Origin of the sequence: Pelagibacterium montanilacus (assembly GCF_003992665.1) — a bacterium.
GTDB lineage: Bacteria > Pseudomonadota > Alphaproteobacteria > Rhizobiales > Devosiaceae > Pelagibacterium > Pelagibacterium montanilacus.
In genome coordinates this window covers 1-14,920 of record NZ_RZMX01000048.1, presented here as the reverse complement: position 1 = coordinate 14,920, position 14,920 = coordinate 1, and the positions used below count along the sequence as shown (strand labels likewise).

Annotated in this window: 16 protein-coding genes; 8 read left to right on the top strand and 8 right to left on the bottom strand. The window is 58.5% G+C overall.

Annotated features, from left to right (window positions below; genetic code table 11):
* The first annotated feature begins 4 nt into the window (after positions 1-4).
* Positions 5-166 carry a hypothetical protein gene (locus EO136_RS19030; protein WP_342773418.1) on the top strand — a complete coding sequence of 54 codons (162 nt, stop codon included), beginning with the start codon at positions 5-7 and terminating at the stop codon, positions 164-166.
* A gap of 213 nt (positions 167-379) precedes the next feature.
* Here the strand turns inward: EO136_RS19030 and EO136_RS13540 are convergent, their stop codons facing one another.
* Positions 380-1,834 (bottom strand): autotransporter outer membrane beta-barrel domain-containing protein, encoded by a 1,455-nt coding sequence (locus EO136_RS13540; RefSeq protein WP_127144941.1) that lies wholly within the window; start codon positions 1,832-1,834, stop codon positions 380-382.
* 360 nt (positions 1,835-2,194) lie between these two features.
* Here EO136_RS13540 and EO136_RS13535 point away from each other — a divergent pair, with 360 nt between their 5' ends.
* Entirely contained in the window at positions 2,195-2,746 is a 552-nt protein-coding gene (locus EO136_RS13535) for a recombinase family protein (RefSeq protein ID WP_127144940.1), read from the top strand.
* A gap of 218 nt (positions 2,747-2,964) precedes the next feature.
* Here the strand turns inward: EO136_RS13535 and EO136_RS13530 are convergent, their stop codons facing one another.
* A complete protein-coding gene (locus EO136_RS13530) occupies positions 2,965-5,136 on the bottom strand; it encodes a S8 family peptidase (protein ID WP_206513334.1) in 2,172 nt (723 codons plus the stop codon).
* A gap of 25 nt (positions 5,137-5,161) precedes the next feature.
* Complete coding sequence (locus tag EO136_RS13525; RefSeq protein WP_206513333.1) at positions 5,162-6,307, bottom strand: AAA family ATPase; 1,146 nt, start codon at positions 6,305-6,307, stop codon at positions 5,162-5,164.
* A 93-nt stretch (positions 6,308-6,400) separates the two neighbouring features.
* Here EO136_RS13525 and EO136_RS13520 point away from each other — a divergent pair, with 93 nt between their 5' ends.
* Genes EO136_RS13520 through EO136_RS13510 form a run of 3 tightly spaced genes read left to right on the top strand, consistent with a single transcriptional unit; the run spans position 6,401 to position 9,770 of the window.
* The gene (locus EO136_RS13520) at positions 6,401-7,522 is read left to right on the top strand and encodes a hypothetical protein (protein ID WP_127144938.1); all 1,122 of its coding nucleotides are present in this window, start codon (positions 6,401-6,403) and stop codon (positions 7,520-7,522) included.
* Complete coding sequence (locus tag EO136_RS13515) at positions 7,519-8,667, top strand: caspase family protein (protein WP_127144937.1); 1,149 nt, start codon at positions 7,519-7,521, stop codon at positions 8,665-8,667. The genes EO136_RS13520 and EO136_RS13515 overlap by 4 nt, the downstream gene beginning before the upstream one ends.
* A complete protein-coding gene (locus EO136_RS13510) occupies positions 8,664-9,770 on the top strand; it encodes a hypothetical protein (protein WP_127144936.1) in 1,107 nt (368 codons plus the stop codon). Before EO136_RS13515 ends, EO136_RS13510 begins: the two co-directional genes overlap by 4 nt.
* A gap of 280 nt (positions 9,771-10,050) precedes the next feature.
* On the opposite strand, the gene EO136_RS13505 is transcribed toward EO136_RS13510, so the two are convergent.
* Complete coding sequence (locus EO136_RS13505) at positions 10,051-10,245, bottom strand: hypothetical protein (protein WP_127144935.1); 195 nt, start codon at positions 10,243-10,245, stop codon at positions 10,051-10,053.
* 167 nt (positions 10,246-10,412) lie between these two features.
* Here EO136_RS13505 and EO136_RS13500 point away from each other — a divergent pair, with 167 nt between their 5' ends.
* The 3 genes from EO136_RS13500 (at position 10,413) to EO136_RS13490 (ending at position 12,486) form a co-directional block, all read left to right on the top strand.
* Positions 10,413-10,610 carry a hypothetical protein gene (locus EO136_RS13500; RefSeq protein WP_127144934.1) on the top strand — a complete coding sequence of 66 codons (198 nt, stop codon included), beginning with the start codon at positions 10,413-10,415 and terminating at the stop codon, positions 10,608-10,610.
* Positions 10,611-10,874: 264 nt separating this feature from the next.
* Complete coding sequence (locus EO136_RS13495; protein WP_127144933.1) at positions 10,875-11,522, top strand: outer membrane protein; 648 nt, start codon at positions 10,875-10,877, stop codon at positions 11,520-11,522.
* A gap of 262 nt (positions 11,523-11,784) precedes the next feature.
* Positions 11,785-12,486, top strand: coding sequence for a DNA/RNA non-specific endonuclease (locus tag EO136_RS13490; protein ID WP_164730602.1), 702 nt, complete (start codon positions 11,785-11,787; stop codon positions 12,484-12,486).
* Positions 12,487-12,749: 263 nt separating this feature from the next.
* Here EO136_RS13490 and EO136_RS13485 read toward each other — a convergent pair whose 3' ends face one another.
* From EO136_RS13485 to EO136_RS18615, 4 genes are all read right to left on the bottom strand, one after another.
* Positions 12,750-13,268: a hypothetical protein gene (locus EO136_RS13485; protein WP_127144281.1), complete on the bottom strand. Its 519-nt coding sequence runs from the start codon at positions 13,266-13,268 to the stop codon at positions 12,750-12,752.
* Positions 13,265-13,834: a superinfection immunity protein gene (locus tag EO136_RS13480; RefSeq protein ID WP_127144282.1), complete on the bottom strand. Its 570-nt coding sequence runs from the start codon at positions 13,832-13,834 to the stop codon at positions 13,265-13,267. Before EO136_RS13480 ends, EO136_RS13485 begins: the two co-directional genes overlap by 4 nt.
* 16 nt (positions 13,835-13,850) lie before the next feature.
* On the bottom strand, positions 13,851-14,567 hold the full coding sequence (locus tag EO136_RS13475) for a DUF805 domain-containing protein (protein WP_127144283.1): 717 nt from the start codon (positions 14,565-14,567) through the stop codon (positions 13,851-13,853).
* Positions 14,564-14,920, bottom strand: a 357-nt coding sequence (locus EO136_RS18615; RefSeq protein ID WP_164730522.1) for a hypothetical protein, incomplete at its 5' end; no start/stop codon positions are given. The genes EO136_RS13475 and EO136_RS18615, both read right to left, overlap by 4 nt.

Below are 14,920 nucleotides of genomic sequence, written 5' to 3'. Positions count from 1 at the left end.
CGGCATGACGCCGGTCCACGTCAACAGGGTCCTCAAGACGCTTCGGATCGAGGGCGCCATGACCTTGCAGAGGGGTAGCCTGCACATTGCCGACCCGGCCAAACTCATCAAGTTGGCGGGGTTCGATGAGAATTACCTGCATCGACGTCTGCGACATGGCGTGTAGCGCAAGGCGGCTACCGGTGGTCACGCAGCAGATACCATCCCAGTGCTCGCGCTCGCGCTCGCGCGCACGCTCAGCGTGGCTGGCAACCGTATCCGTTTAGAGGCGAAGCTTCGATTCTCCAGGCTTTTTTGCTCCGGGAGCGCGCAGCGGTTCCGCAGATGGGCCGTTTCCTGCCGCAGATCAGCCGTGACCTCTCCAGCAAGAGGTCCAGGTTTAGAAGCTTCCGCTGATGGCGATTTTTGCACCGGCTGATGTCTGACCATCGCCTTCGATGTTGAGGAGCAGTCCCGTATCGACACTCCAAGCATCCATCGACTGCAGGACAAAGCCGGCCGAAAGCTGCCCGAACGCTCCGGAGCCATCAAGGCCAGAAAAGCCGCCGGTGAGCCCAAGCCGGGGGGTGAGTGACAAGCTGTCCTTCAACATGAACTGCCGCGCAATTTCGGCGCCGAAGCTTGCCCTTAGCTGTTCGGTCGTAAAGCCACCAATGTCGAGCACATCGGCACTTCCATTCTCGACGACATAATCGTCGACCGTTTCCGCCAGATAGGCCACTCGCAACTTCGGCGTCACAGTCGTTACGTCGTTTAACTTCCAATGGCCATTGATGGACGTATCAAGCATCCAGCGGCGGGTATCGAAAGATCCATCCCAAATGTCAGTGTTAATGGCATTTGAAGAGCCCCCATAAAGAAGACTGGTGTCCCAGAAGACTCCGTTGCCGATTTCAAATGAGGCATAGGGGCCGGCAAGCCAGCCATCGCCGCTTAGTTCTGCATTCGCATCGGTCGGATCGACCTTATGGTCATAATGAAAGGATAGTCCAATCAGCGCTTTTTCCGAAAGCAAGTAGTCGGCACCGGTCGAGACCATGCCGAAGCTGCCCCAGTTGTCCCCACTCTGCTCACGGTTGTGAAGCATGAACGTGCCATCGATCCAGATATTGAAGGGTGAGAGTTCCGTCTCAGCGGAGCCATTGGGATCTTTGGCTGCAGCCTCGATCTGTGTCAAACTCGTGGAAATGTTCGCCGTGACGCCATTTGCAGATGGCGTGACGTTGCCCGTATTGGGTTCGGCCGCGTTCGACACCTGCCGGCGTTCGACCAGACCTGGCACCTCGATCGTCGACGAGATAAAACTCTGACGCGTCTGAACAAAGCCGCCCACGAGCGTGTTCATTTCAGCGGCGACCTCGCCGGCATCATGCAAGGGCCCTGCTGGCACTTCGCTTTGAATGTAGGTCGTGGGGTTTGCACCGGAGAACGCAAACTCATAGCTGGTAGGTTCGCCACCGGTCGGCGTCCCTGTAAACGAGAACCCGACATAAACGTCCGCAGCAAAGCTACCGTTGTCTGCGCCATTCTGACTCAATCCCGAGACATTCGTAAAACCGCAGGCTTCGATCTGTGACTGAGTAATGGCGGAATCTAAATAGATTTGATCATCCCACCAGTAACTTCCCCCTGCCGCCATGTTGTCCAGATATACCCATACGCTCCCTTGACTTGCGCTTGGGCCGCTCAGGTAAATGCTAACGTCGCAGCTACCAAGCGGAACATAAGAGTCGTTGACAGGCGAGGACCCGATGCTCGCGAGCGCAAACGCTGCTGAGGAATGAAATGATAATGAAATGGCCGTAAAGAATACCGCACTCAGAAGCCGCTTCATCTGCAATCCTAAAAATGAAATACATGTAGAAGTATTTTATAAGCAATTTTTGCGGCCACGGGTACGCAGCGCCATCTCAGTTGAGATCCTGTGGTGATTCCGGCTTTTACACGCACAAACACGCATTGCCTAGGCGCTGCCTCCTTTTTGTCGCAGTTTAACCCCAGTTTCGCTCTCGGCTTCCGGACGCCAGCATTGGGAGAGCATAGCGGACTTCCTACGCTGTCGCCGAGTAATAGCGGTCACATTTGGGTATACCCTCAGGTGACGTAACTCCGCCCGGGCGTAGGGCGTAACATCTGGGTTGACGGCGACTATTTGTGACAGGCTAGCCTTGGGCCTAAAACCCTGAGGTTACACATGGCCCGTATCGGTTACGCCCGCGTCAGTACGATTGATCAGGATCTCGAAGTCCAAACCACACGGCTCAAAGCCGAAGGCTGTGACATCGTTCGGTCGGAGAAGGTGTCCGGTGCTTCAAGAACCGGCAGAGCAGAACTGGCGACCATTATCGAGTTCCTGCGCCCTGACGACGAGCTGATGGTGACCAGGCTCGATCGGTTGGGCCGCGATACGCGCGATGTCCTCAATCTCATATACGAAGTCGAGCAGAAGGGTGCATTCGTCACCATCCTCGATCCGCACATCTCAACACGTGGAGAGATGGGGCACGTGGTTATCACCGTGCTGGGAATGGTTGCACAGATGGAGCGCCGGTTCATCAAGGAGCGCCAGCGCGAAGGAATTGAGCGGGCCAAACGGAGCGGCACATACAAGGGCGGCAAGCGCCGCATTGACCGAGACCGCGTTCTCGCTCTCCGGGACCAGGGCCTATCCCCCACAGCAATCGCTCAGGAGGTTGGGTGCTCGCGGATGCAGATATATCGGATAGTCGGGCCCTCGAGTTCGTGACGCTCTGGTCAAACTCTGGGCCTGTCATTGTGTCAGCTATGCGCCCCCACTTCAGACCTTTGGGTCATGATGGCGACGGCCGGAAGCTGACATTTTGCTTACCATCTGAAAGGCAGGAGTCTGATGGTACGCCGGTGGCCTGAGCTCGGTTCGATCTGGGAACCAGTCAGACAAAACGGTCCGGAACGTTTGCTCCGAACCGACGAATTTTTTGACCGTTACACCAGTATTGGCAGAGATACTTCTGGTGTCAAAGCGACAAGCGTTCTGCTGTACTGCGAGACGATAGAGTTGAAGAGATCTGGGTGCTTTGGTGCCTCGATCGTCACCACCAAGGCGTAGGCGATCTTCTCGGCGCGGGGGGCGGCCCCTGTTCCGCTACGAGCCACATAGTGAATATCGAAGACAGCGTCCTTGAGACTTGATCCTCGCATGCGGACTTCATCGTGAAGGACCGTTTCCCACTTTCCGCTATCCGACCGGCGCGACGCCTCGGTTGCGTACTTCCCGAGACTGAAAAAGCTGCGGGTGCGTGCCCGGAATTTGCCGTCCTCGACCTTCTCGTCGTGCGGGCGGAAAACAACTTCGAGTCCTGATCGTGTATAAGAGCCGGAATGATGCGGGTCGGTATGCGTCGCAAAACAGAAAGTTGCCTTGAGATTGACCATGCCTTTTAGTCCGCTCGTCGGCATGGGAAGGGGGGCCCTGAGGTATTTCCCTGGCTTCAGCTCGCCTTGATAGATGATACGGGCGACCCCGTCCCCACAGGTAATGATATCCATGACGTTTTCGGGTACCTTGCCCCATCCAACGTCAATCTGCGAATGATTGTCCTGGCGGGCGCTGTGCACAAGCAGCGCCCGAATGGCGAGAACCGACAGATCATCTCCCATGATGGCCCTGATCGCTACCGCGTTGCGCAGCAGGTAGGGGGCGGCAAAGCTTGTGCCCAGCTGCGGGGTCAGCGTTGGGCGCCGACCAGGTGCGAGGGCGTGGAAGTATTGTCCCGAGGTGCCGCCGAAGGCCAAAAGGTCGGGCTTGATCGCCCCCGGACTACGCCCTGGGCCGACAGCGCTGTATGATGCGCGGCTCCAATGGTCGCCTGTTCTGTCGGCCGATCCTACAGTGACGACATTAACGGCATCGCCAGGGACGAGAACACGATTCAGATCGTTTTCGGATTCAAACTCGCCATTGTTGCCGGCAGCGACCGACACAAAGGTCTTTCCGTCGCTGACGACCTCATCGATCATCGCCGTCCAGGGATGGGGGTCACCATCGTCCACGACTGAAAACGGGCCCAAGCTCAGGTTTATGAATTCGTACTGGCGGGACAACAGTATCTGTTCGATCAGCCCATGGGTCCGATAGAGTTCAGTATCTTCTTCACCGCTCTGCTGGTCGAAGACGCGATAGTGGTCGACATAGGAGTAGGGCCGGCCAGCAGTTGCATCGGGCTGAATTGGTCCAAACAGGAACGCAGAACTCACCGCTAGTCCGTGGCTGGGGCCGTGTTCATGATCATCGGCATCCGGGTCCATTTCGACATAGGAAGACACCCACGGTCCGATCGGGTGATGATCTGGCAGCCCGCCGTCGAGGATGGCAACCCGCGGGCTCGATGATAGCGGCTGGCTCGTCGGCAAGTCACAGCGTACAGGCACACTTGTGGGTGCTGTCATGGGCCGAAAGCCGCGAAGTTTGGGCATGGGGCGGATGACGCGCACCATGGAAAACTCACTTAGTGCGATGATTTGCTGGGCACTTGCCCGAACCGGCAGAAACCACAGCTTGCCAACGATGATGCCCAGGTTGTGAAGAAGTTCAGCGCCGATCTTCTTCCCAAAGGAGATGAACTCCTGCTGGATAATGCCGGCCTCGTCAGTTGGCAGGTGCAGACCCACCTCGTAAGTCGCCTTACTGGGCTTGCCGAGGGCTTTGATCTTGCTCTGAGCAGAAACGGGACCGAAATCCTCAAGATGCGTCAAATCGACAGCAATAGGATCGTCGGCATCTACTCGCTGGATCCAATCGGGCAGGCTTCGAAAAGCATCTCTTGGACCGGCAACGAAAAGCTCAGTCGTTGTGGTTTCCTCCGGCTCTCCCTTTCGACCCCATTTGCGCGGAACCACTCGGGTTGTTCGGCTCCCGACAGCTTCAAAGCCGGCGGCGCGCAGGATGGCTTTGGGGAAGTAGCTCTTGGCCACGAAGGTCGGGTTGATCACCATCCGCGCAACCGCAAGATCGAGAGGCATTGTTTGCGGGTCGGCGGCGTCAAACTTTTCCGCCGTCGATTCAAAGCGCGGCACGAACGTCCCGCGAGCTTCCTCGAAGCTGTAAACTTCGCGGGTGCTGGGCAGGCGCGAAGGAGGATCGACAAGGCTGGTCAACAGCTCTCCGCGGCCAATCAGAAAGTTAGTTGCCATTGCCAGCCTCGTCCTCCCGCTTGTACTTTCTTATCGTGTCCCGGCTCACCCCGGTTATGTCATGTATCTTGTGATGCGACAGATCAGTGGATATTGCCAGCTGCCGGGCCAGATCCAGACATCCAGCCTTATCTAGGTTGATAGTCTGCCGGCGCACATAGTCTTCGACCAATTGGCTTGGCGTTGCCGTCTTCAAGCTGACCGCCTTGCGGAACTGGCGAAGCGTGCGATCGATGTCGCTGAATGAGGTGCCCAGAAACAGTGACGAGAGGATCTCTCGCCAAGGCTCAAACTTTGTGGCGTCGTCACTCAGCGAGCGTTGCACTATGCCGGCAATCTCACCTTTGCTGGGTTTTGGAAATTCCAGTGTCAGGTCGAAGCGGCGCCAAAGCGCCGGGTCGATCAGCTCGGGATGATTTGTTGCGGCAAGCAAAAGTCCCGTCGAGGGCCAAGCATCGATTTCCTGAAGGATGACCGTTACGAGCCGCTTGAGTTCGCCAACATCGGAAAGATCCCCGCGCCGCTTTGCAATCGCGTCGACTTCGTCGAGAAGCAGCACGCAGGGCACCTTTTTTGCGTAGTCCAGCACGGCGCGCAGGTTCGTGCCGGTCTTACCCAGAAAGCTGCTCATGATCGCAGTCAGATCGAGTACATAAAGGGGCAGCCCGAGTTCAGCGGCGATCCATCGCGCCGACATCGTCTTACCAACCCCGGGCGGTCCGACAAAAATCGCCGATCGAATGGGTTCGAGGCCCAGACGCTGCAACTTTGCTGCCTGCCGCCTCTCGGTAAGCAGTTGCTGGATCGATGCATCGAGATCGCTCGACAAAACCGGCTTGCTGGCCCCTTGGGTGTCAATTCTCAATAGAGCCAGGCCTGCCTCTGGCCCATCTGGGGATGCATCCTGCATTGTTTCGGCAGGCGATGGCTTGCGGCGCAGTGGGGAGCTGGCCGGCGTGCTCCTGAGGTACTCGTCAATCTGCTTTGCAAGGTCTGGAGAGTGCTGGCGGTACTTGCGGACAAGTTTAGCTGCGAACAGCCGAATGTCGTCAGCGCCACTGCGCAGGCCGAGCTTGATGGCCTGGGCTAAATCCGCATGTGTTTCCACAGAGTCTCCCATTTTTTCGTTAGCCACTTGAAAATCCGATTCTTTTTTTGACCCTTGAATGGGCTAAGTATTTATGTCACGTTTCGTGGCATATTGAAAGGCTATTCTGGGAGAGCCGCTTTGCAGGTCGTGTTCGTGCACGGGGTCAATACAAGGGACCTGGGTGACGGCAGCTATGACAAATGGGTCGCGGGGCGATCGGATCGCCTCAATCGCCAGGTGTTCGGCGGGAACGCGAATGTCATAAGCCCCTACTGGGGCGCTTTTGGCCTGCAGACCGCAGACCTGAAAACGCTCCCCTCGCCCGCGGCTCCGGTGACCACGCTCGGTCTGGGAAAGGGGCTTGGCCTGCGCACCAAGCCCGCTTCGTCCAAAGACGACCCTGCGCAAATACTTCCACTTGCCCAGAAGGATTTTGCCGCGCTCATTGGTACCCTCTCGATCATCGAATTAGCCGAGGCCAGCGACAAGTTGAGTCAGGAGGAGTGCCAATCAGTCGAGGACTTCTGGTTCGCCGCAGCCAAAATAGCGGCGGCCCAGCCAAGGCCAAAATGGGTCGATGAACTGAACAGCGACAAAGAATTTCTGGAGCGACTGAACGAAGAGGTCTCCGGTGTTCAGACTGTAAAGACGCTGGGCCTGGGCACAGGCGGTGGCAATCTGGTTAATATGCTGTCCAGGTTTGGTGCAGACCAGTTGCGTAGCCGGACAGCGGCGCATCAGGCTCAGTTTCTCGGCGACGCCATGATGTTCTTTGCCCGTCGCGAGCAGAGTGAGAAAGTGCGTGCCGCGGTAATCGAGACGATCTCGAAAGCGGCCAAGACCGCGCGATCAAATGGAGAGACGCTGGTCCTGATCGGGTACAGTATGGGCGGCGGTGTGCTTCACGAGGTGCTAACCGATCCTGAATGCCTTTCCAGGATAGAGGAGGCGATATCAGGCAAGCTGCAGGTTGATCTCCTCCTCAATGTCGGAACACAGGTCGGCCTGTTCGAAGAGCTTAGGCTTTTTTCTACCGAGACCGATGGCCAGCAGAGACTGCCGCCGGCGCTCCACTGGTGGAATGTCTATGACTACAACGACACCCTAGCCTATCTGTTGAAGCCAGTTTTCCCCTCGGCTGAAGACCTGCGCGTTGACACGTCGAGCCACATGGGCCATGCGCATCAGGCCTATTTCGATAACAGCGTGTTCCTCCAGCGGCTAAACGCGCGAGTGCTCGGTGCAAACCTGATCAAATGACGCTCATCTTCTCCAGAAATGATCCTGGGCCCGTAACCCACGTCTTTCTGGTGGGTTGTGGCCACTATCCATTCCTCGGTCAGGCGGGATCCGCTGATCGGCTGGCCCCCTCGGCCGGCGCAATAGCAATGGCGAAGTTCCTTTTAGGCGCCAAGGACAAGCTTGTCGCGCCTCTAGGTTCGATCGAACTGATTGTGTCTGATCCGGATGAAGCAGCCTTCGCGCAATACCTTCACGAGCAGCTGCCGGAGATCGCGGTTGAAGTGGAGCGCGCTAATGCGCTTAACTTCAAGGAGGCCGCAGACGCCTTTCAGGATCGTGTGCGTGCCGGCGATGTTGTTCTCTTCTACTTTTCCGGCCACGGCGTTGTGAACCAGCACGGAGATGCCGTGGGCCTCCTCGAGGATGTGGGATCTGCGCCGCGACGACCTTGGGAGCAGTCCTTTGACATGACGCCCGCGATAACGGCCTTGCGAACCCTAGGTGCCGAGAGCGTGTGGGTGTTTTTCGACGCCTGTCAGGAAATCGCCTGGGAGTTTCAATCCAAGATCTGGAGCGTCCGAAACATCGTCTTTGGCGACGTCGAGTTGAGTCAACTGACAGAGGCCAGCTGCGATGCAGTGGCTGTGGCAGGGGCCAGGGTTGGAGAGTTCGCCCATGCACCGAATGATCGTTTGCCGCCCTATTTTACCCAAGCTCTCCTCAAGGGTATGAGCGGTTGCTGCGTTGAACCAACCCCGCATCATGGCTGGGCGGTAACCGGGAAGATGTTGCTCTTCGCTTTGTCCGAAATTGCCGACGTCTTGATCGATGATGTTCGGGTGAAGCCCGCCGCACTTGCCAAGTTCTCCGATCGCAAGAGCCTGCTGCGCGTCGATCAACCTTTCTGCATTGTGGAAGTACGATCGCGACCGGCGGCTTACCTGCAAACCGCAATTCGCCTTTCCGTGAGCGCCAACGGGGAAATATTGTCGGAGACTTTAGCGCCTGGAGCCATCTGGCGCGTCGACGTCAACCTTGGTCCTGCCAGCATCGTCGTCGGGTCAGCCCATGCGCCGGAAACAATCTCGCTGGCGTCCAAAACCGTGTCGCTCATGCCGCCAAGCCTAGCCGTCACCCTTGAGCTCGATGAGGGAAATCCATGAGCCGTATCGTTACATTCACGAACGACCAGAAGGGCGCCTTCCGGATCGATGTTTCAGGTCGTCCTGTTTCGAACCAGTCGAGTGCGCTGCTCACGGGGATTGGCGACGTTTGCGAGATCGAACTTGCTGAAGGCACATATCGCGCAACCGTGACCAATGTCGGAACCGGCCACGCCTTCGAGTTTGATTTTCAGGTCGAAAGTGCGGACGCCACAATTCCGATCCACCAGGCGGCTTCGCCGATCGCCGGGGGGTGGCGCTCGGTAGGCGGCAAGCCCTCGGGCATCAAGAAGCCCGGCTGGACCGGCTCCAAATTGCCTATCCGATATGATTCGAACGGCGGGGCATTGGACCTCAAATGTCGCGCGACGTGGGGCTGGAGCGGCTTTTCAGGGACGGCAAAGTTGAGATCGGATCTGCCTGGTTTGATCAAAATCGAGCGCTCTTCCCAATGGTTGGAACAACCTGTCGTTCGAGTGAGCTTTGATACCAGCAAAGAACGGTTGCGCGCTTATTTCCCGCTCTTTGCCGGCGGCACTCTGCTTTCTCTCGAGAGCAACGGCGGGCGATCATGCCTTGGTTTTGCACCTTGTGACGCCAAGACACTGGCGCTTGTAGGAGGGCTGGAGCGCTCCTTCCCACAGGAACGACTTCCAATAGTGCGCTATGCCGCGGGGACAGAAAGCGGGGTGGGTCAAAACGTTTCAATAGGTCGCTCGCGTGATCCGTGGACGTCCGCCGCCAGTGCGCTACTTCTGATCAGGAGTGGCGAAGCCAAAGCGCTTGGCAGTGCCGTGGTTCGCCATGCGATGCATTACCATTGGCTTGCTGACTTTGGCGTGATTGCCGCCTGGTCGGTTGCTGCCCAGCGCGGAGCCGACGAAGAGAAATGCCTTGATCTCGTCCAGAAGGCGCGGCGCGATGGTCATGTCTATTTCTGGCCGACCTACGCCCTAGCGGAGCAACTTCTTAGCGCGCTGACCACAGGGAAGCGTTCGGCCGAGTTCAAAGGCCGGGCTAGGAGGGAATATGCAAAGTGGAAGAACCTGAAGAGCACTGCATCACCGGCCGGTGCGTTTAGTTCGTGGCGGGAGGAGCTCTGAACTCTGGGAACGCAAACCATAGGCTTGAACGGTTATGCGGTGCGTCTATTGTGTTCGGCCCTTACGGCTCAACCAGAAACTTTCATTCTGACAGCACCAGCGAAAGAGAGGCTGCTGCCCGCGCATGCCTAATGGCTGCTTTACGCAGTACCTTTGCGAGGAGCAAACAGTCGCTACCTCCCAGCAAATACAATCGCAAAATTAGAAGAGCGAATGTCCGCTCTCATGATCAATCAGCAAAAATCTGCCAGTCCGCTCTCGGCCCCAACCCGGACGCTGATCATTTTCTGCGCTGATTGCGCGCGAACAGTCTCATATAGAGCACGACCCCGAGCGGTGCTCCGATCCACATGGTCAGAAGGCCGTAAAGCCATTGGGTGTGCCAGCCGACAAGAAGGCCAACCAGGGCTGCTAGGGCACCGATGCTCAGAATGGTGCGGCTCTGCCCCCACTGAGCATGCTCGTCAGGCTTCATGTTGCCTCCTCCCCATCCTTCTTGGTTCCCCGGGCGGCCGATCTGCAACGATCCGTCTTCGAGCGGGCGTTGAAGCGCACTGGCCTCGGACCAAGGTGCTGTCAGCCAATGCTGGACCTGGAGGTGATCAATGGCGGCGCAATCAGTTCAACAGCGGGGCTCGGAGGATGAGCGCCGATTTCTCGATCCAACTGAACGGGCGGATTGCCGGGATCGAGGCGATCTCGACCGAGGAGGCCAGGGCTCTTTATAAGCGCGGGGTCAGGTTTTCGATCTTCAGCCCGGAATCGGGGGAGTTCGTTTTAAGCCGTCCCTACAAGTTGGCGCACAATCTCGATCGGGGCACGCTGACAGTCATTCAATAACTTAAACTGATCCTGACGATTCGATTGAAGCCATTGTGGTTTCCTCGGCTGCATTGAGAAGTGCTCCTCAGTTGCCAGCTGATGACCGCAGCACGTGTGTAAATGGGGGATGTGCTGCTGGAAATGTGGCCCACCAGTCACACTGTGCCCATCTACTGTCCCAAATGTGGCGACATTTGTCTGGTTTCAGGGCTACTCGCTTGATGCATGCGAGAACTTCGGGTACGCAAGATAACATATGTTTCAAGCCACGGAGTCAGACACATGATCCGGACCGCGATTTTCGCTTCCGTAGCCTTCTTCGCGTTCGGCGCCGCCGCCCACGCGGCAGACCCGATCCTTCCCGCGCCGACGCCGGTAGCTGCTGCGCCCGCCATGACGCATGATTGGTCCGGCTTCTATGCTGGTATCAACGCTGGCTTCGGCTCTGGCGAAGCTTACGAGGACGATGTGGTCTTCATGGACAATTTTTCGGGCTTTCTCGGGGGCGTTCAGGCGGGTGCCAACTTTCAGACTGGCATGTTCGTGCTGGGCGTAGAGGGTGACATTCAACTTTCGACGATGTCCGATACGTTGGAGATACAGGGCGGCGACTTTGTCTTTTCGCTCGACTATTTCGGCACGGTTCGCGCCCGCGCTGGCGTCGCCCTAGATAACGTCATGCCCTACCTAACAGGTGGTGTAGCCTTTGGGCGTGCGACCGCTGACGGAACGGACCTTGGTGGTGACACGGACAGCCAGAACCACGTGGGCTGGACCGTCGGTGGCGGCCTGGAAGTTGCCATGGATGAAAGCGTCAGCTTCAAGGCTGAATACCTTTACACTGATCTCGGTACTGCCGTGTACAGCGGGGGATTTGAAGACGGGCTGCGCTTCCACACTGTTCGCGCCGGCGTGAACTTCCACTTCTAGCATTTGACTGGCTGAACTCGGTCGAGATCAGCCTTGAGAAGCCCCGCGGTCTGCGCGGGGCTTCTTTGCTTAGATGTGCGGGCAGCCTCGTCGTGCAGTAAGGCGATGCCGCGCCACTCGATTAGGCTCAGCTTCGTCATGCCAATTTACGCATTCTCGATCGGGGAATGCTGACAACAACGACCCCAGGCCTGCTTTTCCCAACTGGCGCGGTCTGGGTTTGCTAGGCTCGTTCTCGGCGAATTGTGAATCCGGGGGATCGTTGCGCAATGGCGGATTGGCAGCCCTGATGTTGGCAGCTCTCGCGGCAACTTCTTGGGCGGGCGCTGCATGGGCCCAGGTCGCCGAATGCGATCCCATAGCGCCGGATCGGCAAGAGCAGCTGATCTCCAGCCATATCTTCGGCGGGCTACTGGACGCGGATGCCCCGCATATCCGCCGAGCCTTCATCTTCGCCTTCGACTCTGACAACCTCGTGCCGCGCTGGGCGGCCTGGCACCTTGCCCCGCACTACCGGCAATTGCCGCGCCGTGAGGGCCGCTGGGGGCGGTTCCATCCCGATCCCGATGTTACTCCCGTGCACACAGAGGACTACCTTGGCTGGCACGCGAGCGCGCACAATTTTGCCCGAGGACATATCGTGCCCTTCTTCGTGGCGGGCGGGGATCGCAACGAGGATGGCCGCTTCGCCTCGCATCCGGGCAGCCTCGATATCGATGATCCAGACGATGCCTGCGCGGTTTTCGAGATCAACGCCATGTCCAACATCGCCCCACAATATCACTCGCGGTTCAATGGCGGCTCGGGGCTCTGGTACCAGCTGGAAACCAAGCTCCGCCAACTCGCCGATCGTGGGCGGCAGTTCCATATCATCGCCGGTACTGTGTTCACTGATGATGAGATTATGCGCATTGGTTCGCGCGATGTGCCTTGGACTCCTAGAGGCAGCGCGCGCCAATGCTGATCATATGGCCCCGATCAACAACATTTCTGACGAGAAGGTGTCCTTCACGTCGGTAGCCATGACTCTGGTCAAGAAAGATCGAGAAGGTCCTCACATGCTGGAGGACACCTCACGTTCAGCTGTTCTGCGTAGACGCGAGGATGCAGGCTATCGACCCAAGTCGCTCCAGCGCGTGGCGGCCGATGTGGAGCATCAGCAGAAGTAGGAATACCCCCCGCCGAGGTTTCGGCGCATGCTCGGCCGGGAGATGCTTCTGCCGGTGGTCAGCTATCCCCGACCGTGACCCTGACGCAGATGTGGTCATAGTCGAAGGTATTGGCGCTGGAGATCACGTTGGACGTGATGGTCTCGCTCGCCCCTGAACTCACCATTCCAAATGAGGCGGAGGCCGAGAGGGCAAATGCGATCGCCTCAGGGGCCTCAATCTCGCCGACGATCCCCACGGCCTCGACCGCAACGGCTCTGTTGGTGGCGCTGAAATTGGTTGCCGATGCCGAGAGCCGAATGTGCTGGAGAGCGGGCATGAATGGCTCGTAGGGGACGATGGCGATGTTGTTGACCGTCAATCCACCAAAGCCGAGCGAGACCTGAAAGATGTCCTCGGCCCGATCTGCACAATACCAATCGCCCGCAATAGGGGTGACGGGGCTGTCCTCGTCGGTATCCTGAGCGAAAAGCGGCGTCGAGAGAGAGGCAAGCACCAACGCCAGAGCTGCACGGGCCATGCCTTTGCGTTCTGACGGACGGCTCCAGCGGTGTGATGGTGTGGTCGGATTGGTCATGTTGTAGTTCCTCCTTGGGCTGAGATGTATCGGTCGATGAGGGGGCCCTTGAGCCGGGTGAACTCGGACTCGCTCAACAGGCCTTCGGTGCGGAGCTGCTTGAGCCGGGCGATCTGGGCCAGGGGATCGGGCTCTGACGGGCGTTCGGGGGACGGCGCGGGACCATCCCCGGCCAAGGGCGCAGCAGCCGCCGGATTGACGCCATTGATGCCCTCTATGCGCAGGCGCTTGACGTCATTGGCAAAGATATTGAGCCCGCTCTCCCCGCCATTGGTGCCGTCCGGGTCCCTGGTTCTGTGCACCGCGCCCATCGCCCAGACCATCGCGATCAGCCACCCCAGGACGGTGGCCCCGAACGCGAAGTTGATGATCAGGATGATCCAGCGGTTGGGATGGCCCCGGTAAAAGGCCACGACGGTCGGAATGACGTAGATGATGAACAGGGCGCCGTAGAGCAGGCCGAAAATGAGCAGAAGGTCATTGGTCGACTGCGCCATTGCCGGAGCGACCGGCAACAGCACAAATGCAAGCGCGAGCGGGAGGGTATGAGCGCTGAGGGGGCGCATAATCGTCTCCCCTTTATCAGCGGGTCTTGGCCAGAAGATCGGCCTTCATGGAGGCGTATTCGCTCTCCTCGATCGCTCCGGTGCGCCGCAGCTCTGCAAGCCGCTCGAGCCTTGCAATGGTCTCGTCGGAGATCGGGCTGGAGGATTGCGGCTCTGGTGCTGTTGGAGATTGAGGGTTGGTCGGAGCTTGCGGTGCCTTGGCTGCATCCGCGGCATTCATTGGAGCCGTGCCAGTGCCGGCCAGTTCATCAGCCCCTGCCCCCTCGGTTTGCCCGGCGATAGGCTGTTGGGTGGTCACAGGGCCGGACTGAGCCGCAGAAGCCCCTTGGGGCGCATGATTGGCTGCCGGTCGCATGGTCTGGCCTGGGTCTGCGCCCCCGAGCGGATGGGGCCCGAACCGGTTCGCCCCGGAGGTCGAAGGGGTAACGGCAAAGACCAGCAGCACGATCAATCCGACCAGCGGTACGAGCATGATCAGAGCCCACCAACCCGTACGATCGATATCGTGCAGCCGGCGCACCAACACCGAAAGTGACGGGATCAAGTGGGCGAGCACAACAACGCCCCCGATTACCCCATTGCCCTCCGCATCCAAGGTGCCGATCATCGCGTCAAGAAGCAGCCCTGCGCAGAGCAGCAATAAATAAAACAGGGTGAACAGCCAGAACTGGCTCCGGGTCGACCTGCCGCGGAAGTCGACATAGCGGCGCATGCCATCGAGATAGGCGTTCATTGGGCAACACCCCCGACCGGCGCCGCAGCGGCGTTCTTCTTCTTGGCCAGCTCGCGATAGCCCAACCAGCTCATCACCGAGAGCACCAGGGCGATACCGCCCCATATCCACATGTCCGAGAACACCGTGGTCGCGGCCGTCAGGAGCCCGATCAAAGCCGCGAGCCCGAACATGACCATCGCGACGCGGGGCAATCCCATGGCGAACGCCGCGCCCAGGACGAACAGGAAGGCCAGGATGATCCCCGCCGCTCCTCCTGCAGCGGTATCGGTATCGGACGTGATGTTGCCGCCGACCATAACGGCGCATGACTGGAGCCCGACGATCATGGTCAGGCATAGCGAAATGACGAG